Genomic DNA, 15,739 nt, shown 5'->3' on the forward strand with positions numbered 1-15,739 from the left:
CAAAGGTATGGCTTTCGACGACAATCTCCAAAAAAACACCATCGGATCTTTCTATGAAGCCATTTGATTTACTTATAATTCGCCCCTCCGCAGCGCGTCGAGATCGGCACGGAAAACCCCGTAGGCCGCGGGCAGCGTCATCGTGTCGGCAACCTCGGGCGTCAGGATGCGGTAGCCCGGCAGGCCGACCCACACGGGAGTCGTTTCGAGCCGATAGGTCATCCGCCCCTCGGGATGCCGGACAGCCTCCACCGTGGCCACCAGCCCGCCGTCGGTGTAGCGGCGGCGCTGGCCCGAGACGAGGTTGCCCAGCGAGTAGAGGACCACGTGCGACGAATCGGCCTTCCAGGGCTGAATCACGTGCGGATGGCTCCCGACGACCACATCGGCCCCATGACGACGCAAAAATGCGGCCAAACTCCGCTGCGCGGCGTTCTCGCGCCGCTGGTATTCGTCGCCCCAATGGACGCAGGCGACGATGAAATCGACCCCCGAAGCGCGTGCCGCCGCCAGATCGGCGCCCATGCGCACCGTGTCGATCCGATTCACGATCGCACCCCGGGGAACGGGCATGCCGTTGGTTCCGTAGGTGTAGTTGACGATGGCCAGACGCATGCCGCAGTGCGTGAGGTAAAGCGGGTTATTCCTTTGATAATCGGCGCTGTCCACAAACACGCCCGTGTGGCATATCCCGCAGCGGTCCAGTTCTTCGATGCTCGTGCGGATGCCTTCGATACCGTTGTCGCAGCAGTGGTTGTTGGCCAGCAGGGCCACATCCACGCCCGCGTCGCGCAGGGCATCGGCCAGCACCGCGGGAGACCGGAAGAGCGGGTAGCCCGTATGGCGGTTGCGGCGCGTGAGGGTGGTTTCGAGGTTCACCACAGCCAGGTCGGCGGCCCTGATACGGGGTGCGAGTGCCCGGAAAACGGGTTCGTAGTCGAATCCGTCGCCGCGGCGCACGGCGTTGACCTGCGTCATGTGCTGCATCACGTCGCCGCCGAAAAGCAGCTGCATCCGCCGGGGCGGCGGCACGGGCCCCGGACCCGACCAGCCCGCCGGACGCGGCGGCCCAACGGGCGCAGGACCTCCCGCAGGTGTGCAGCACGCAGCCAGAAAGATCAGTGTCGCCAGCAGGCATATCCGGCGCAGGCGCATGCTATTTCCGTTTGGGGTTTTTCGGAAACCAGCCCTTGGCCACGCGTCCGCGCTGTTCGAACAGTTCGCCAATCGACCACAGCGACGAGGCGCCCCACACGGCCAACAGCGTCGACCAGAAGATGTGCCGCACGGCGATCGAACCGGCGATGGCGGCAATTCCCATCACGAGGAACAGCCACCAGATTTTCACACCAAAATAGTATTCGCCCTTGATGACCATCGGGTGGAAAATGCCGATGATCAGAAAGGTGGCGATGCCGATGACGATTCCGGTAAGGTTGTATTGTGCTAAAAATTCCATAATTATGATCTGTTAAAATCAAGATTCGAAGATTTGGGGACTGCGGTCGGAGGAACGTTGGTAGGCCCGCAGGCCGAAGTCAGGAAGGACGGCGAACAGATGGTCGAAAACAGCCCCCTGCACGGCCTCGTAAGCCACCCATTCGGTCTGCCGCGTGAAGCAGTAAACCTCGATCGGGATACCCTCCGGGGTGGGCTGGAGCATCCGCACCAGTTGCATCAGGGAGGGGTTGATGTCCGGATGCTCCTTCAGGTAGCGCGCGGCATACTCCCGCAGGGCGCAGAGGTTGACAACGGGTTCCGCCGCGGGCGTTGCCCCGGCCAGCCCTTTTTCGCGAAGCGCGGCCAGCTCCCCGGCCGTGCAGATGCGCACCGAACTGGCATCGATCAGCAGCGACCGCTTGATGCGCCGTCCGCCACTCTCCCACATGCCGCGCCAGTTCTGGAACGAGTCGCTGACCAGCGCATAGGGCGGGATGGTGGTGATGGTCTTGTCGAAATTCTGCACCTTGACCGTCGTCAGCGTCACCTCGGTCACATAGCCGTCGGCGCCGTATTTGGCCATCGTGATCCAGTCCCCGGGACGCAGCATGTCGTTGGCCGAGAGCTGCACGCCGGCGACAAGTCCCAGGATGCTGTCCCTGAAAATCAGCATGATGATGGCCGCCGAAGCTCCCAGTCCCGCGAGTATGGCCGTGGCGTCCCGACCGATGAGGATGCTGATGATGAGGATCGCCCCGACGCATACGGCCAGCAGCTTGATCATCTGGTAGACGCCTTTCAGCGGACGGTTGCGCAGCGTCTCGTGGTGGCTGGAGATCTCGTAGAGCGTATCGAGGAAGGCCGCGAGGAGTTGCAGGACGGCGACGATCAGGTAGACCAGACACGCCTTGTGCAGCACATCCAGCAGCACGGGCATGTCGTAAAAGGCCACCCGCAGCAGGACGTACCAGATCAGGGGCGGCACCAGACGTGCCGCGCGATGCATGACCTTGTCGCTGAAAAGATAGTCGTCCCACTCGGCTTTCGTCCGGGTGCTGATGTTCTGCAGGAGCGGGACGATCAGCCGGCGGAACAGAACCGCCGCCGCACAGGCAACGACGAATATGCCCAGAACAACGACTGCCTTGACAGTCGGATTGACATAGGCCTCGCTCCATCCGGCTTCGGTCAGCCAGCGGGCTATCGCATGGTTTGCTTCTTCCATAGGATACTGTTGTCGCTTGGTCCGATGGCAAAGATACGAAAAAGTCGGACCCGTGCAAACTCCCGCCTGCCCGGGAGCCGGCAAATCCGTCGGCGCCGCCAAAAAAGGCGGCTTCGGAAGAAGCCGCCCGGAAATCCGATGTGCCGGATCGTCAGAAAGTGTATTGCAGCATCACGTTCACGCGGTTGGCGCGGCCCTTGTCGTTCGACATGTCCTTGCGCGAACCGTAGAGGTACTCGCCGGCCACCTTGCAGCGCGGGGTGAGCGAATAGAAAATGTTGCCGAAGATATACTGTCCCTGCTTGTACTGACTCTCGGAGTAGAAACCGTGGCTGTGCTGCACGCGGACGGTCGAATAACCGCCCGAGATGAACAGACGCCGGGTCAGGTTGATCTGCGCCGCGGCCTGCCAGCCCCACATGGGCATGGTCTGGATCCGGTCGGGATTCTCCGGGTCGGGCGTGAAGTCGAGTCCCGAACCGGTCAGATCCTGGATATACGGGGTGATGCCCTTGCCGTAGACGCCGTTCATGAAGAGCTGCAGCGGCTGCACCACCTTGATCGTGCCGCTGAACTGCACGCCCCATCCCAGCAGCGAGGTGTTGTTGCCCGTGCGGAGGTTGTGGAGGTACATGTTGCGCAAGACGGCCGACGCCCGGATGTGGCTGTCGCGGTTGGGACCCCAGGCATACTGGAAGTAGACCGGGAAATCGGGGACGCGCTGCTTCAGCGCCGCGAAATTGGCGTTGTAGGTACCGCTGACCGACGGCATCTCGGCCGCAACGCCCAACTTGAGGTGGTTGTCGACAAAGGCCCGTTCATAGCGGATCAACGTGGCGAAGTTGAAGTTGTATGCGTTGGGGCCCTCGAAATCGATGGTCGTCGGGGCTGCCGAGAGGTCGCAGAAGGTCGTCACGTCGCGTCCCAGCGTCAGGCCCAGAAACGAGACGTAGGCCGAACGCAGGCGGGGCATGTAGCTGCCCGTGGCGCCTCCGCGGAAGTCGGCATCCATGAACACGACCACGCGGCCCAGCGCCCGGGTGTTGGTGATGCCCTTCATGAACAGACGCGAGGTCGAAGCGTCCATCATCAGCTTCTGCCGGGTATCGTAATTGCCGTGAACGGGGATGTTGTAGGTCACGAAGTCGATGTTGTCGACAATGCCGTCGAAGTCATACCCGACGCGGAGGTTGACGAAACCGCCCATCGAGAAGGAGAAGCGGTTGTTCTTCGTGGCGAATACGAACTGCGGTTTCTCGACCTGCTGGAAGCCCGGACGGTGGGTCTCGATGTAGTCCTGCGTGGCGTCGTCCATGGCCTTGCGATTGAGCGCTGCCGCCTGCTGCATCGCATGAGGCCCGTAGTTGTAGATGGTGTCCACCTCGTGCATCGAGATCAGATAGACCGTGGGCGAATACCCGTCGCACATGTCCTTGCATCCGTGGCGCTGCGCCGAGGCAGAACCCGCAAGCAGCAGAGCCACGATTAAAAGTCGAAATGTTTTCATAAGCCGAATGAATTTGGTTTTATTAATGTTCCTGCTCGTTCTCAAAGAGTTGTAGCACAACGGACAAATCAGCAAGTTGTATGCCAAAGAAAACCGCGGGAAACGCATTTTTTCGTATCTTTGCCCGATATTAAATAATAAGGTATATGCTCTTTTTTCTGACACTGATACTCACCCTGACGGCCATCGCCGCCGATTTCATCCACTTCCGCCGCCGGAAGCGGCCCGTGCACCGCGCACTGGTGGCGTGGATCGCCGCAACCGATGTCCTGCCGATCCTCTCGGCGCTCATAAATCTCGTCAGCCGCGACAACAGCCCCGGGCTGATGTACCTCTACATGTGGCTGTTCTGGGCGTGGATCATCACCGTTCTGCCGCGCCTGACGTTCTATGCGTTCAACTTCGTGAACCTGCGCCGCACGGGCTACGTCGCGGCCGGTGCGTTCGTGCTGTTCATCCTCTGGGGCACGACCCTGGGACGCACCTCCATCCGCGTCAACCGGGTGGAGATCTGCTCCGAGCGCATTCCCGAGGCCTTCGACGGCTTTCGGTTTGTGCAGATCACCGACATGCACGTCGGGACCCTCGTCTGTCCCGAACGCGAACTGACGCGGCTGGCCGACAGCGTGAACGCCCTGCGTCCCGAGGCGGTGTTCTTCACGGGCGACCTGGTGAACATCCGCGCCGGGGAGCTGGACGAACGCACCACGGCACTCCTGCGGCGGATCGCGGGCCCGGTCTGGTCGGTCACGGGCAACCACGACGTAGGGACCTACATCAAGGATTCGCTGCGTTTTCCGGCGGCCCGCGAAGCCCGCGAGGTGATCGCACGCCAGCAGGCGATGGGGTGGACCATTCTGGAGGACACGACCGTCTATCTGCGGCGCGGCGCCGACAGCATCTCGCTCACGGGGCTGTCGTTCGATCCCGCACTGCGCAAACGCCGCCACGACCGCAACCTGCCGGGAACGGCCATCCCCAGGGCATACGCCGGAGTTCCGGATTCGCTCTACAACATCACCCTCGTCCATCTGCCGCAGCTCTGGGAGCAGATCACAGCCTCCGGCTACGGCGACCTGACGCTTTCGGGGCACGTACATTCGATGCAGCTGAAAATCAGGCCCTGGGGTCGCGGCTGGTCGCCCGCCGAATGGGTCTACAAACACTGGAGCGGACGCTACGACACGGGGCGCCACACACTTTATATCAACGACGGCACGGGATATGTTGCATATCCCATGCGGCTGGGCGCATGGCCCGAAGTCACCCTGTTTACCTTGAAACGATGCAGATAACATTATCTTTCGCCACAACGGCCGACGGCTACCTGGACGACAACAGCCCCCGGCGGCTGATGATCTCGACACCCGAAGACTGGGAGGCGGTCCAGCGTCTCCGGGCCTCGCACGACGCAATCCTCGCGGGGGCCGAAACACTGCGGCGCGACGATCCCGCACTGCTCCTGCGCGATGCCGCGGCACGGGAACTGCGCCGTGCCAGGGGCCTGCGTCCCGACCTGACGAAAGTCACCCTCACACACTCGGGGCGGCTCTCACCGTCGCTGCGATTCTTCACGGAGGGCGACGCGGAGCGCTACGTGTTTTCAAACCGAGAAATCCCCGAATTAAAAGGGATTGCGGAGGTCATCTCAAGCGAAGGTTCAATTACGGCCGCAGGGATGGTCACCGAACTCGAAAAGCGCGGCGTGGAGCGCCTGCTGGTCGAAGGGGGCGCCTGCGTCCTAAACATGTTCCTGGCCGAAGGAATGGCCGACACGGTGCGCCGGGCCATCAATCCGCAGCTGACGCTGAGCCCGGAGCGGGGCGGCGCCCGGTTCCGGTTCGAGATTCCGGAGGGGGCCGCATGCCGGTGGGAAAATCAGGGAGGCATGGAGGTTGCAATCTGCACGCTGCGTCCCGACACCCGTGACGAAGACCTCCGCTATCTGGAGCAGGCGGTGGCCGAAGGGCTGCGCTGCCGGCCCAGCCGGACCTCCTATTGTGTCGGGGCCGTGGTGGTGCTTCCCGACGGAAGGACCTTCACGGGATACACCCACGAGACTTCGCCCACGCACCATGCCGAGCAGGAGGCCATCCGCAAGGCACTGGCCGCAGGCGCTGAACTGCGCGGGGCGGCGATCTACTCCTCGATGGAGCCGTGTTCGCAGCGGAAAAGCGAACCGGAGAGCTGCACGCAGCTGATCCTGCGTCACGGATTCGCACGCGTGGTCTTTGCGCTGTACGAACCCGACCGGTTCGTCTGCTGCCGCGGGGCGCAGACGCTGCGCGAAGCGGGGGTCGACGTGCGGGTCTACCCCGAACTGGCCGAAGGAGTGCGCCGGGCCAACGCCCACCTCGGGGAGTAAGACGGGTACAATTTGTGGCCATAAGGACCTAAAAATGTCCGAAATGTCCTCCCCGCCGGAGGAGATATTGCAAGAAAATCTATATTTGCCCAATAAACGCATGAATAGTATGAAAATAGCTGTCACGATCGCCTTCATGGCGGTGGCGACGATCCCGGCTGCGGTGTCCGCACAGGAGGCCGGGCAGATGCTCTCGCTCGACGAGGCGGTCGCCGTCACCCTCACGGAGAACCCTGCGCTGAAAGCCGCGGCCTACGAGGAGCGCGCCGCACAGCAGCAGCGCCGCGCGGCCATCGGCCTTCGCATACCGCAGATCAGCCTCACGGGCGCATACGCTTACATGGCCAAGGACATCGGCTTCGACTTCAACGACTTGAAAGGCCCCGTCAAAGAGGGCGTGACGGGCGGACTGTCGGCGCTCGTGCAGAACGGACTGCTCCCCGCCGACAAGATTCCGACGCTTCAGGGGCTGCTGAACCCGATGATGAATGCCGACTGGTTCCTCAAGGTGCAGGACCAGAGCCTCGGATTCGTGGGCGGTCAGGTGAGCGTCCCGATCTGGATGGGCGGCAGGATCAACGCCGCGAACCGCGCCGCGCGGATCAACGAGAAGACGGCCGTCGCGCAGGGCAACCAGACCCGCAATGCGCTGATCTCGGAGCTCGTCGAGCGTTATTTCGGTCTGGCACTCGCCACGCAGGTCGTCGCCGTGCGCCAGCAGGTGGTGGACGGCGTGCGCAGGCATCTGGAGGACGCCCGGGCCCTCGAACGCAACGGCATGATCGCCCAGAGCGAACTTCTCTACGTGGAGTTCAAGATGGCCGAGGCCGAACGGGAGCTGGCCAACGCCAAACTGCAGGTCGAGACCGTAGCCAGCGCGCTGTCGAACACCCTGGGGCGCGAAAGCGACTGGCGCCCGGTGACGGCGATGTTCCTGCTCGAAAAGGTCGAGGATCTGGCCTATTATCAGGACCTTGCGCAGGCACGCAACCCGCTGCTCAATCAGGTGTCGCTCAAACACGAACTGGCCCGGGAGGGCATGCGCGCCCAGCGAGCCGATTTTCTGCCGCAGGTGGCGGCCATCGGCGGCGGCTCGTTCTACAACTACCAGGTCGCGGGGCTCGTGCCGCGCTGGGCCGTGGGTGTGGGGGTCAACATCAAGCTCTTCGACGGTCTCAACCGCGAATACAGGTATTCGGCCGCCAGGCAGACCGTGCGCCGCGTGGGCGAGCTGCAGAAAAAGGCCGGAAAGGAGATTGAGGTGCTGGTGGAGAAACTCTACAACCAGATGATGAACTACCGCAACCAGATAACCTCGATCGATGCGTCGCTCAAATTCGCCGAGGAGTATCTCCGGATGAAGAACGCCGCATTCCTCGAAGGGATGAGCTCCTCGACCGACCTGATCGACGCCGAGCTCAACCTCGCGGGAGTGCGCACCCAGCGCCTGCAGGCGGCCTACAACTACGACCTGCTGCTGGCCCAACTGCTCGAGGCCGCGGGCATCAGCGACGAATATCCCTCCTACGCGCGCCGCAACGACGCCCGGGTGGTTCTCTTTGACAAAAAATAACAAGCAAACGATATGAAACGAAGCAACGTAATCGGAATTCTGGCAGCCGCAGCGGTCATCGTCCTCTCGGTCGTACTGATCAGCTGGTACCTCACCAAACGAACCCCGACGCTGATTCAGGGCACGGTGGAGTGCACCACCTACAAAGCCTCGTCAAAGGTGCCGGGCCGCATCGACGACATGAAAGTGACCCAGGGCGAAAGCGTGGAGAAGGGGCAGCTCCTCTACACGCTCTCGACCCCCGAACTGGAGGCCAAGCTCCGGCAGGCCGAGGCCGTGAAGAGCGCCGCCGCCGCACTGGACGCCATGGCGCTGGCCGGCGCCCGCGTGCAGCAGATCGAGGCCGCGATGAACATGTGGCAGAAGGCGCAGGCCGGGCTGGAACTGGCCCGCAAGACCTACGAGCGGGTGCAGAACCTCTACAACGACGGGGTGGTGCCGGCCCAGAAGCTCGACGAGGCCACGGCCAACTACAAGGCCATGGAGGCCACGGCTCTGGCGGCCAAGGCGCAGTATGACATGGCTACGGACGGTGTCCGCAAGGAGGACAAGGAGGCCGCCGCAGCCCGTGTCCGTCAGGCCGAAGGGGCTGTCAGCGAGGTGGAGTCGTACATCGGCGACGCAATGGTCTATGCTCCCGTGACGGGTGAAATCGCGACGATCATCGCCGAGGAGGGCGAGCTGGTCGGCAGCGGCTATCCGGTGGTCGCCATCCTCGACATGAGCGACATGTGGGTGACCTTCAACGTGAAGGAGACGCTGCTCCCGGGCCTGCGGATCGGGACCCGCATGAACGGATATGTCCCGGCGCTGGACCGCGACGTGGAATTCGAAGTGACCTACATCTCCCCGCAGGCCGATTTCGCTACGTGGTCGGCCACACGCACGCAGGGCGGGTTCGACATCCGCACCTTCGCCATCAAGGCCAAGGCCGTCACCGAAACCGCGGACATGCGCCCCGGCATGAGCGTGCTCGTCGACTGGGACCAAATCGGAAAGTAAGCGATGCCCGGATTCCTGCACAATACCTGCGCCGTGATGCGCCGCGAGACGGGCCGGATCTCCCGTCAGCCGATGTACCTCGTGCTGATGGTCGTCCTGCCCGTGGTGTCGTTCGCGTTTTTCGCCCTGCTGTTCAACCAGGGCGCGATCCGCAACATCCCGATCGCCGTCCTGGACCAGGACAACACGACGCTTTCGCGCAAGGCCGTGCAGATGATCGACGACACCCCGACGGCAATGGTGGCCTACGGCATCCAGAGCATGGACGAGGGCCAGCGGCTGATGCGCGAGGGACAGATCATGGCCGTCGTGCAGATCCCGGCCTTCTTCGAGAAGAACATCCTGAGCAACAGGCAGACCCATCTCGAAAACTACGTCTCGGGGACGAACATCACGGTCAACGGACTGCTGTCGAAGGACATTCAGACCGCCGTAACGACCTTCTCGGCCGGCATTCAGCTCCAGCTGCTCCAGAAACAGGGACTCACGCAGCGGCAGGCCATGGCGCAGCTGATGCCCGTGCGCCTGAACAAGCACGTGCTCTTCAATCCGCACATCAATTACGGATACTACCTCGCGCCGAGCTTCATGCCCATGATGCTGATAATCTTCGTGGTGATGGCCACCATCTTCGCCATCGGCACAGAGCTCAAGCGCGCCACGGCCCGCGAATGGCTCGCCTCAGGGAACGATTCGGTCGCGGCGGCGCTCGCAGGCAAGGTGCTGCCCATCACGGCGGCGATGTTCCTGATCTCGCTGGCGATGCTGGTGATCAACTTCAAGATCGTGGGGACTCCGCTCAACGGCAGTCTCGCGGTGATTCTCGTCGGCACGCTGCTCTTCATTCTGAGCTATCAGTCGATCTCGGTGCTGATCGTCGCGCTGCTGGCCAACCTGCGCCTATCGCTCTCGATCGGCGGCGGATATTCGGTGCTGGCCTTCACCTTTTCGGGCCTCACGTTCCCGGTCATGGCCATGTGGGAGCCCATACAGTGGGTGAGCAGGATCTTCCCGTTCACCTTCTACACCGATCTCTTCGTCGACCAGATGCTCCGCGGCACGCCGTGGATCTACTCGCTGCCCGACCTGTGCTACATGTCGCTGTTCATCGTTTTACCGCTCCTGTGCCTGCCGCGTCTGAAAAGGGTATGCACGGAGGAAAAATTCTGGGGGAGATTGTGATATGAGCCGATTTACGAAACAAACAGCCTCTTACTGGAAACAGTTTGGAGCGGTCATCCGCAACGAATTCCGGACCATCTTCAAGGACGAAGGGGTGATGCTGATCCTGATTTTCGCCCTGATCATCTACGCCACGGCCTACTCGCTGGCCTACGGGTCGCAGGTGCTCCGCAACGTGCCGATCGGCGTGGTGGACGAATGCCGCACACCGACCAGCCGCAGTCTGATCAACACCTTCAACGCCGGGCCGAACGCCTATGTGGCCTACAACCCGACCTCGATGGAAGAGGCCAAAAAACTGTTCTACGACCGCAAAATCTACGGCGTGGTCTATATTCCGTCGGACTACGAGGAGAAACTCTACGGCGGAGAGCAGGCCAACGTGGCGATTTACGCCGACGCCAGCTACTTCCTGATGTACCGCCAGGTTTTCCAGGAGGTGGTGGCCTCGATCGGCAAGACGGGGGCCATGGTCGAATTCCAGCGCCTGATCGCCAAGGGGGCCAATATCCCGCAGGCGCAGGCCACGACCCAACCCGTGATCTACCAGTCGCACAACCTGTTCAACCCCTATCTGGGCTACGGCACATTCGTCATGCCGGCGATCATCATGGTCATCATCCAGCAGACGATGCTGATCGGCATCGGCATGATCGGCGGCACATGGCGCGAATTCGGCCTTTACCGCAAACTCTGCCCCGAAGGGCGGCGGCGGATGTCGACGCTGCCCGTCGTCCTGGGGCGCGGACTGGTCTACGCGCTGATCTACGCCGTGACCTGCACCTATGTCCTCGGCCTGCACTACCGGCTGTTCCACTTCCCGATGAACGGCGCGACGGGAGCCGTCGTGCTCTTCATGGCAGCCTATCTGGCGGCCTGCATCGCCTTGGGAATCGCCGTCTCGACACTGTTCCGCTACCGCGAAAACTCGCTGCTGCTGTTGCTGTGGACCTCGATCCCGGTGCTGATGCTCAGCGGCGTGTCGTACCCGCGGCAGGGAATCCCCGACTGGCTGTTCAACCTCGGGCAGCTGTTCCCGAGCAGCCACGGCGTCAACGGATTTATCCGCATCCAGACCATGGGAGCCTCGATTCCCGAGGTTTTCGCCGAAATCAAGTGGCTCGTCATCCTCACGGTCGTTTACGGCGGGCTGGCCTGCATCGGCATCCACCAGGTGATCGGCCGCGAGCAGCGCGAATACCTCACCCTGAAGAAGAACGGGGACGAAGGCCGCTAACGGCTCCGTTTACTCACAAAAGAGACGCCGGATTTTGGTCCGGCGTCTCTTTTGTGAGTAAACGGCAATCTAAAATTTATCGGGATTTTCCTCCTTATACTGCTTGTAGGAGATATACGACAGGTATCTATCCACCGTTGCCTTGTCGGTGGCGATATGCCCGACAACCCGGCAATAATCCGAATAAACGCCCTCCGAGGTCCATCCACCCATGTACGCAAAAGGTTGCAAACCTTCCATCACGAATACACCGTCCTTGTAATAGAGCAGTTCGAGCGTCGTCCGGGCGGCATACTGGTCGTAGTTGGCGGTCTTCGCATTCTCTTCGATTCCGGGATTGTAAAGGACCAAGGTATTCTTCATTTCACGGCTGACACTCCATTGATCGCCTTCGAAATAGACGATTGGACCGGGAATGTACATAAGCGCAGAAAATGTACGACATACACCGTTGGGAAGAAGCATCATGTTATTCATGAGAGCCGCTCCGTCCATAACGCCACTTTCGGTTTTTCCATTCGTATAGGTTATATCGATGTCGTCGATCAGCCAGACACCCCGCTGTGCGTCGGCTATGAATGCGCTCATATGGATTTTTCCATCGTAACCGGTCATCAGTTCGTGGATTTTCGCCTCCACCGAAGTTTTAGGAGCAAACTCGGGATCACCTTCGCATGCCGACAGCATCGCCGACGACAGAACTAAAATTGTTAGCAACTTTTTCATAAGAAATCATGATTTAAATTACTTGTCAATATGGGGCAAACGGATCGATGCTATCATCTGCAATCCATCGAAGGGAGGTCCTCGCCTGTTTCATTGTACCTGCTTTCTCCATGGCATCATCATTTAATCAGTTACACATATATTATTCGCCCCGAGCGATTTTGGCGAAAAATAATCGCGAAAAGCCATCATGCGGAGATACAGTTGCATACAACCATCGTCAAAATTTTCGATATATACAAATATTTTATTAAAAATTCCAAAAACAAGTATGTTATTTATACCCCCCCTCCCCACAGGCGGAAGCCTGAAAAAAAACAGGTTGACGGCTCTTTCTCGTCAACCTGTTCAAAATCGTTTCGCAGGGTCCGCTACCGCAGTCCGTGGTACATTCCCGGAGGAGGTCCGCCCGGCCCGCCGGAGCCCATGCGGCGGTAAGCGGAGGAGGGCTCGACACCCTCATAATCCTTTATATTGCGCGAACCTTTCTTGCCGAAGCGACGCAGGTTGTAGGTGAACTGCACCATATAATAGCGGCCGACGACGCTGTTGGTCGCGTTCTGCGTGTAGCCCGAACCCGTCGTGCGCGAGAAAGCCCGGTTTCGGTTGAGCAGGTCGTTAACGCCGATCATCACTTCGCCGCGTCTGTTCCTGAAGACCTTCTTGCCCAGCCAGGCATTGCAGAGCAGATAATCCTCCGAATAATCGTTCGTGAAGCCGATATACTGCGAGTAGGCTGCACTAGTCGTGAAGGTGAAGTCCAGCGGGAAGACCACCTTCAGGTTGCCCTGCGCCGTGTGGTTGAAATAGCGGTTCTTCGACCGGTTCGCATTCAGCGAGTTGGTGGCCTCGTTGTAGGTGCCGTTCCACGAGAGGGTGAAGTCGACTTTCTCCGAGATGTTGCTGCCCAACACGGTCCGGAAGTCGTAGCCCATGTTCTTGCTGTCGTTGCGCTCGCCGCCCGAAATCGTACCCGTCGCCGCATCCACCCGGCCGCCCAGCATGCTGGGGGTCCTGGTGTAGGTGACGCCTGCCATGACGTTGAAATTCGACTTGAGAAACCCGATCGGCAGGCCATAGCTCAAGTGCGTCCGCAACTGCCAGTAGCCGTCGAGATTCACGGCCGTCGAGTAGAAATTGGGCGAATAGGCCTTTCCGTCGATGGTGATCTCTCCGGGTCGCTGCACCAGATGCCGGGCCGCGTAGTCCAGTGTCGTGTTCATCGAGAACATCCACATGAAGGTACGACCCTTCTCCACATTGGAATTGGTGTAGTGGAAATTCACCCGGTGCGAATAGGTGGGCTTCAGTGCCGGATTGCCGTGGCTGATATCCTGGGCGTTCGATACGTCGTAGACACTCTGCAGGTCGGAGATCGACGGGCTGTCGGTGTAGGACGAGACGAAAAGCCGCAGCGAGTTCTCGCGGTTGATGTTCAGCTGACCCATCATGAAATAGGTCACGTTGTTGTAGGTGTGTCTGATCTTCTCGGAATCGGTGCGCACGATCTGCCCGGCAAGGGCCGAATGCTGGTAGGAGACGCTGGCAATGAACATGTTGCGTTCTTTCGAGAAGCGGAATCCGGGACCCACGCTCTGCGTCAGGTAGCTGCTCTGGTAGGAGTTCGACAGCGAGCGGTCGGGGCTGAGCCCGGCAATCGAGAAGTCGTCTCCCGTGACATAGGCACGCTTGTCGCGCTCCTGCGAGTTGTAGGACACACGGTAGCGGAAGCTCACCTGAGCGTATTTGGCCACCGGTTCGGTGTAGGTGAAGCGTCCCCGCAGGTTGTACGACGACGACGGTGCCAGATTGCGCAGGTAGCGCAGCTCGATGTAGTCGGCCGGGGACCAAAGGCCGGTCGCCGGGTCGACCGCCGGACGGTCGGACCGGGTGCCGAGAACGTTCGACCACGAGTTCGAATGGTTCGTATTGTCCGCATAGCCGAACGATCCGTCGAGGGTGATCGTACGCCCGTCCTTGCCCAGCTTGGCCCGGTAGACGGCCCCCGTCCCGATGTTGTAGCCGTAGCGCAGGGCATCGCGGAAGTTGTCCGTGCGGCTGTAACCGCTGCCGCCGTCGGCCGGGGCGCCGTACTGCCATCCGGTCGTGCGGCTCCACGGATCGTTGGACTGGTAGCTGAAACGCGGGCGGATCATCAGGCTCTGGTTCTCGGAGATCTTCCACTCCAGACGGGCGTTGAACCGGTGGTTATGGCCCTTCGTGTCGGAATAGCCGCCGGTCGACAGCGTATCGGGGACCATCGGCGCCTCGTACCATTTCTCGATGGTCGAGCGGTTCTCGGTATGGGTATTGTTGAAGAAATAGCTGCCCTGGAAGGTCACCTGCCCGCGCTTGCCCCACGTATCGGAGTAGTTGATGCCGATGGCGTTGACCGACGCCACACCCTCCTGCGGGCGCACCATGTAATTACCCATGCCGCCGCGATATCTGCCGCCGCCCCCGCCGCCCGAGACACCCAGAATGTCCTCGAATGAGAAATTCTGCTGGTTGACGTTGTTGAACAAGCCGATGAACGAAAGGCGGCTGTCGCCGTTGAACACGTTGACATTGCCGCCGGCGATGTATTTGAAGCGGTCCTCGGTCCTAGTGTCGGCGTCGTAGCCCACTCCGGCATAGAGCTTGCCGAACTGCCCCTGCCTCATGCCCGGACGGGTGACGATATTGAGCGCCTTGTAGCCCTCGCCGTCGTCCATGCCCGAAAATTCGGCCGCATCGGAGAGTTTGTTGTAGACCTCCACGCGGTCGACAGCCTCGGCCGGAAGCGACTTGATGGCTGTGGTGACATCATCGCCGAAGAACTCCTTGCCGTCGACGAAAATCTTCTGGATCGTCTCGCCCTGCGCCTCGACCGTGCCGTCGGTGACGGTGATGCCCGGCATCTTCTTCAGCAGTCCTTCAACATCGGCGTCGGCCATGACCTTGAATGCTCCGGCATTGTAGCTCACCGTGTCGCCCTTCTGCGAGGTGCGCAGCGCCCTGGCCTCCTTGACGACCGCCTCGATCCGCACGCCCGGCCTGAGCCGCAGCAGCCCCAGTTCGACCCTTGCAGCCGAGACCCGGAAGGTCGTGTCGAGGTTGTCATAGCCCAGGAAAGCTACCGAAAGTGCATATTCGCCGTAGGCGAGCGACGGAATCGATACCGCGCCCTTGAAGGCCGAGGTGAAATGCCGCTTCTTCTCCGGGGAGTTCACCGGCGCGAGCGTCAGCACCGCTCCGGCGACATGCTCCCCGGTATCGGCATCGACGACCGTGGCCGTAACGCTGCCCCTCTGGGCGAATGCCGCGGCGGCAAAAAGCGTCAGCAGGGTAGTCAGTAGAACTTGTTTCATATCATCTGTTTGTGTGTCCTCTTTTTCGACGGCGGCAAACCGGAATTTAAACGGGGTATAAAATTAATCTTTTCGAGCCCGTTTTGTGCTCTGCGCGGGGTGAATCGGCAAAAAAAGGGCGTCAGTCGACCC

At 60.8% G+C, this 15,739-nt stretch carries 12 protein-coding genes; 6 read left to right on the forward strand and 6 right to left on the reverse strand.

Translation table 11 applies throughout. The annotated features are described in order from the left end of the window. Nucleotides 1-72 precede the first annotated feature (72 nt). The 4 genes from QZ460_RS01945 to QZ460_RS01960 form a co-directional block, all read right to left on the reverse strand. On the reverse strand, nucleotides 73-1,155 hold the full coding sequence (locus QZ460_RS01945; RefSeq protein ID WP_290539901.1) for a CapA family protein: 1,083 nt from the start codon (nucleotides 1,153-1,155) through the stop codon (nucleotides 73-75). Between the two features lies 1 nt (nucleotide 1,156). Next, complete coding sequence (locus QZ460_RS01950; protein WP_290539902.1) at nucleotides 1,157-1,459, reverse strand: DUF4491 family protein; 303 nt, start codon at nucleotides 1,457-1,459, stop codon at nucleotides 1,157-1,159. An 18-nt stretch (nucleotides 1,460-1,477) separates the two neighbouring features. Next, nucleotides 1,478-2,665: a mechanosensitive ion channel family protein gene (locus tag QZ460_RS01955; RefSeq protein WP_290539903.1), complete on the reverse strand. Its 1,188-nt coding sequence runs from the start codon at nucleotides 2,663-2,665 to the stop codon at nucleotides 1,478-1,480. A 151-nt stretch (nucleotides 2,666-2,816) separates the two neighbouring features. Next, nucleotides 2,817-4,172 carry a DcaP family trimeric outer membrane transporter gene (locus tag QZ460_RS01960; RefSeq protein ID WP_290539904.1) on the reverse strand — a complete coding sequence of 452 codons (1,356 nt, stop codon included), beginning with the start codon at nucleotides 4,170-4,172 and terminating at the stop codon, nucleotides 2,817-2,819. A gap of 146 nt (nucleotides 4,173-4,318) precedes the next feature. Between QZ460_RS01960 and QZ460_RS01965 the strand changes: the two genes are divergently transcribed. The 6 genes from QZ460_RS01965 (at nucleotide 4,319) to QZ460_RS01990 (ending at nucleotide 11,531) form a co-directional block, all read left to right on the forward strand. Then, a complete protein-coding gene (locus QZ460_RS01965) occupies nucleotides 4,319-5,467 on the forward strand; it encodes a metallophosphoesterase (protein ID WP_290539905.1) in 1,149 nt (382 codons plus the stop codon). Next, on the forward strand, nucleotides 5,458-6,537 hold the full coding sequence (locus tag QZ460_RS01970) for a dihydrofolate reductase family protein (RefSeq protein ID WP_290539906.1): 1,080 nt from the start codon (nucleotides 5,458-5,460) through the stop codon (nucleotides 6,535-6,537). Before QZ460_RS01965 ends, QZ460_RS01970 begins: the two co-directional genes overlap by 10 nt. A gap of 109 nt (nucleotides 6,538-6,646) precedes the next feature. Then, the gene (locus QZ460_RS01975; protein WP_290539907.1) at nucleotides 6,647-8,110 is read left to right on the forward strand and encodes a TolC family protein; all 1,464 of its coding nucleotides are present in this window, start codon (nucleotides 6,647-6,649) and stop codon (nucleotides 8,108-8,110) included. Between the two features lie 12 nt (nucleotides 8,111-8,122). Next, entirely contained in the window at nucleotides 8,123-9,112 is a 990-nt protein-coding gene (locus tag QZ460_RS01980; protein WP_290539908.1) for an efflux RND transporter periplasmic adaptor subunit, read from the forward strand. Nucleotides 9,113-9,115: 3 nt separating this feature from the next. After that, entirely contained in the window at nucleotides 9,116-10,294 is a 1,179-nt protein-coding gene (locus QZ460_RS01985; RefSeq protein ID WP_290539909.1) for an ABC transporter permease, read from the forward strand. A gap of 1 nt (nucleotide 10,295) precedes the next feature. Then, nucleotides 10,296-11,531 (forward strand): ABC transporter permease, encoded by a 1,236-nt coding sequence (locus tag QZ460_RS01990; protein WP_290539910.1) that lies wholly within the window; start codon nucleotides 10,296-10,298, stop codon nucleotides 11,529-11,531. A gap of 69 nt (nucleotides 11,532-11,600) precedes the next feature. Here QZ460_RS01990 and QZ460_RS01995 read toward each other — a convergent pair whose 3' ends face one another. Next, entirely contained in the window at nucleotides 11,601-12,257 is a 657-nt protein-coding gene (locus tag QZ460_RS01995; protein ID WP_290539911.1) for a hypothetical protein, read from the reverse strand. A 371-nt stretch (nucleotides 12,258-12,628) separates the two neighbouring features. Then, the gene (locus QZ460_RS02000) at nucleotides 12,629-15,607 is read right to left on the reverse strand and encodes a TonB-dependent receptor (protein WP_290539912.1); all 2,979 of its coding nucleotides are present in this window, start codon (nucleotides 15,605-15,607) and stop codon (nucleotides 12,629-12,631) included. Between the last annotated feature and the right edge of the window lie 132 nt (nucleotides 15,608-15,739).

This window comes from Alistipes sp., assembly GCF_020026455.1.
Lineage (GTDB): Bacteria > Bacteroidota > Bacteroidia > Bacteroidales > Rikenellaceae > Alistipes.

Coding starts and splice junctions, on each gene's coding strand:
- QZ460_RS01955 (WP_290539903.1), bottom strand. CDS start 2,665: ATGGAAGAAGCAAACCATGCGATAGCCCGCTGGCTGACCGAAGCCGGA.
- QZ460_RS02000 (WP_290539912.1), bottom strand. CDS start 15,607: ATGAAACAAGTTCTACTGACTACCCTGCTGACGCTTTTTGCCGCCGCG.
- QZ460_RS01990 (WP_290539910.1), top strand. CDS start 10,296: ATGAGCCGATTTACGAAACAAACAGCCTCTTACTGGAAACAGTTTGGA.
- QZ460_RS01960 (WP_290539904.1), bottom strand. CDS start 4,172: ATGAAAACATTTCGACTTTTAATCGTGGCTCTGCTGCTTGCGGGTTCT.
- QZ460_RS01965 (WP_290539905.1), top strand. CDS start 4,319: ATGCTCTTTTTTCTGACACTGATACTCACCCTGACGGCCATCGCCGCC.
- QZ460_RS01985 (WP_290539909.1), top strand. CDS start 9,116: ATGCCCGGATTCCTGCACAATACCTGCGCCGTGATGCGCCGCGAGACG.
- QZ460_RS01980 (WP_290539908.1), top strand. CDS start 8,123: ATGAAACGAAGCAACGTAATCGGAATTCTGGCAGCCGCAGCGGTCATC.
- QZ460_RS01975 (WP_290539907.1), top strand. CDS start 6,647: ATGAAAATAGCTGTCACGATCGCCTTCATGGCGGTGGCGACGATCCCG.
- QZ460_RS01945 (WP_290539901.1), bottom strand. CDS start 1,155: ATGCGCCTGCGCCGGATATGCCTGCTGGCGACACTGATCTTTCTGGCT.
- QZ460_RS01970 (WP_290539906.1), top strand. CDS start 5,458: ATGCAGATAACATTATCTTTCGCCACAACGGCCGACGGCTACCTGGAC.
- QZ460_RS01995 (WP_290539911.1), bottom strand. CDS start 12,257: ATGAAAAAGTTGCTAACAATTTTAGTTCTGTCGTCGGCGATGCTGTCG.
- QZ460_RS01950 (WP_290539902.1), bottom strand. CDS start 1,459: ATGGAATTTTTAGCACAATACAACCTTACCGGAATCGTCATCGGCATC.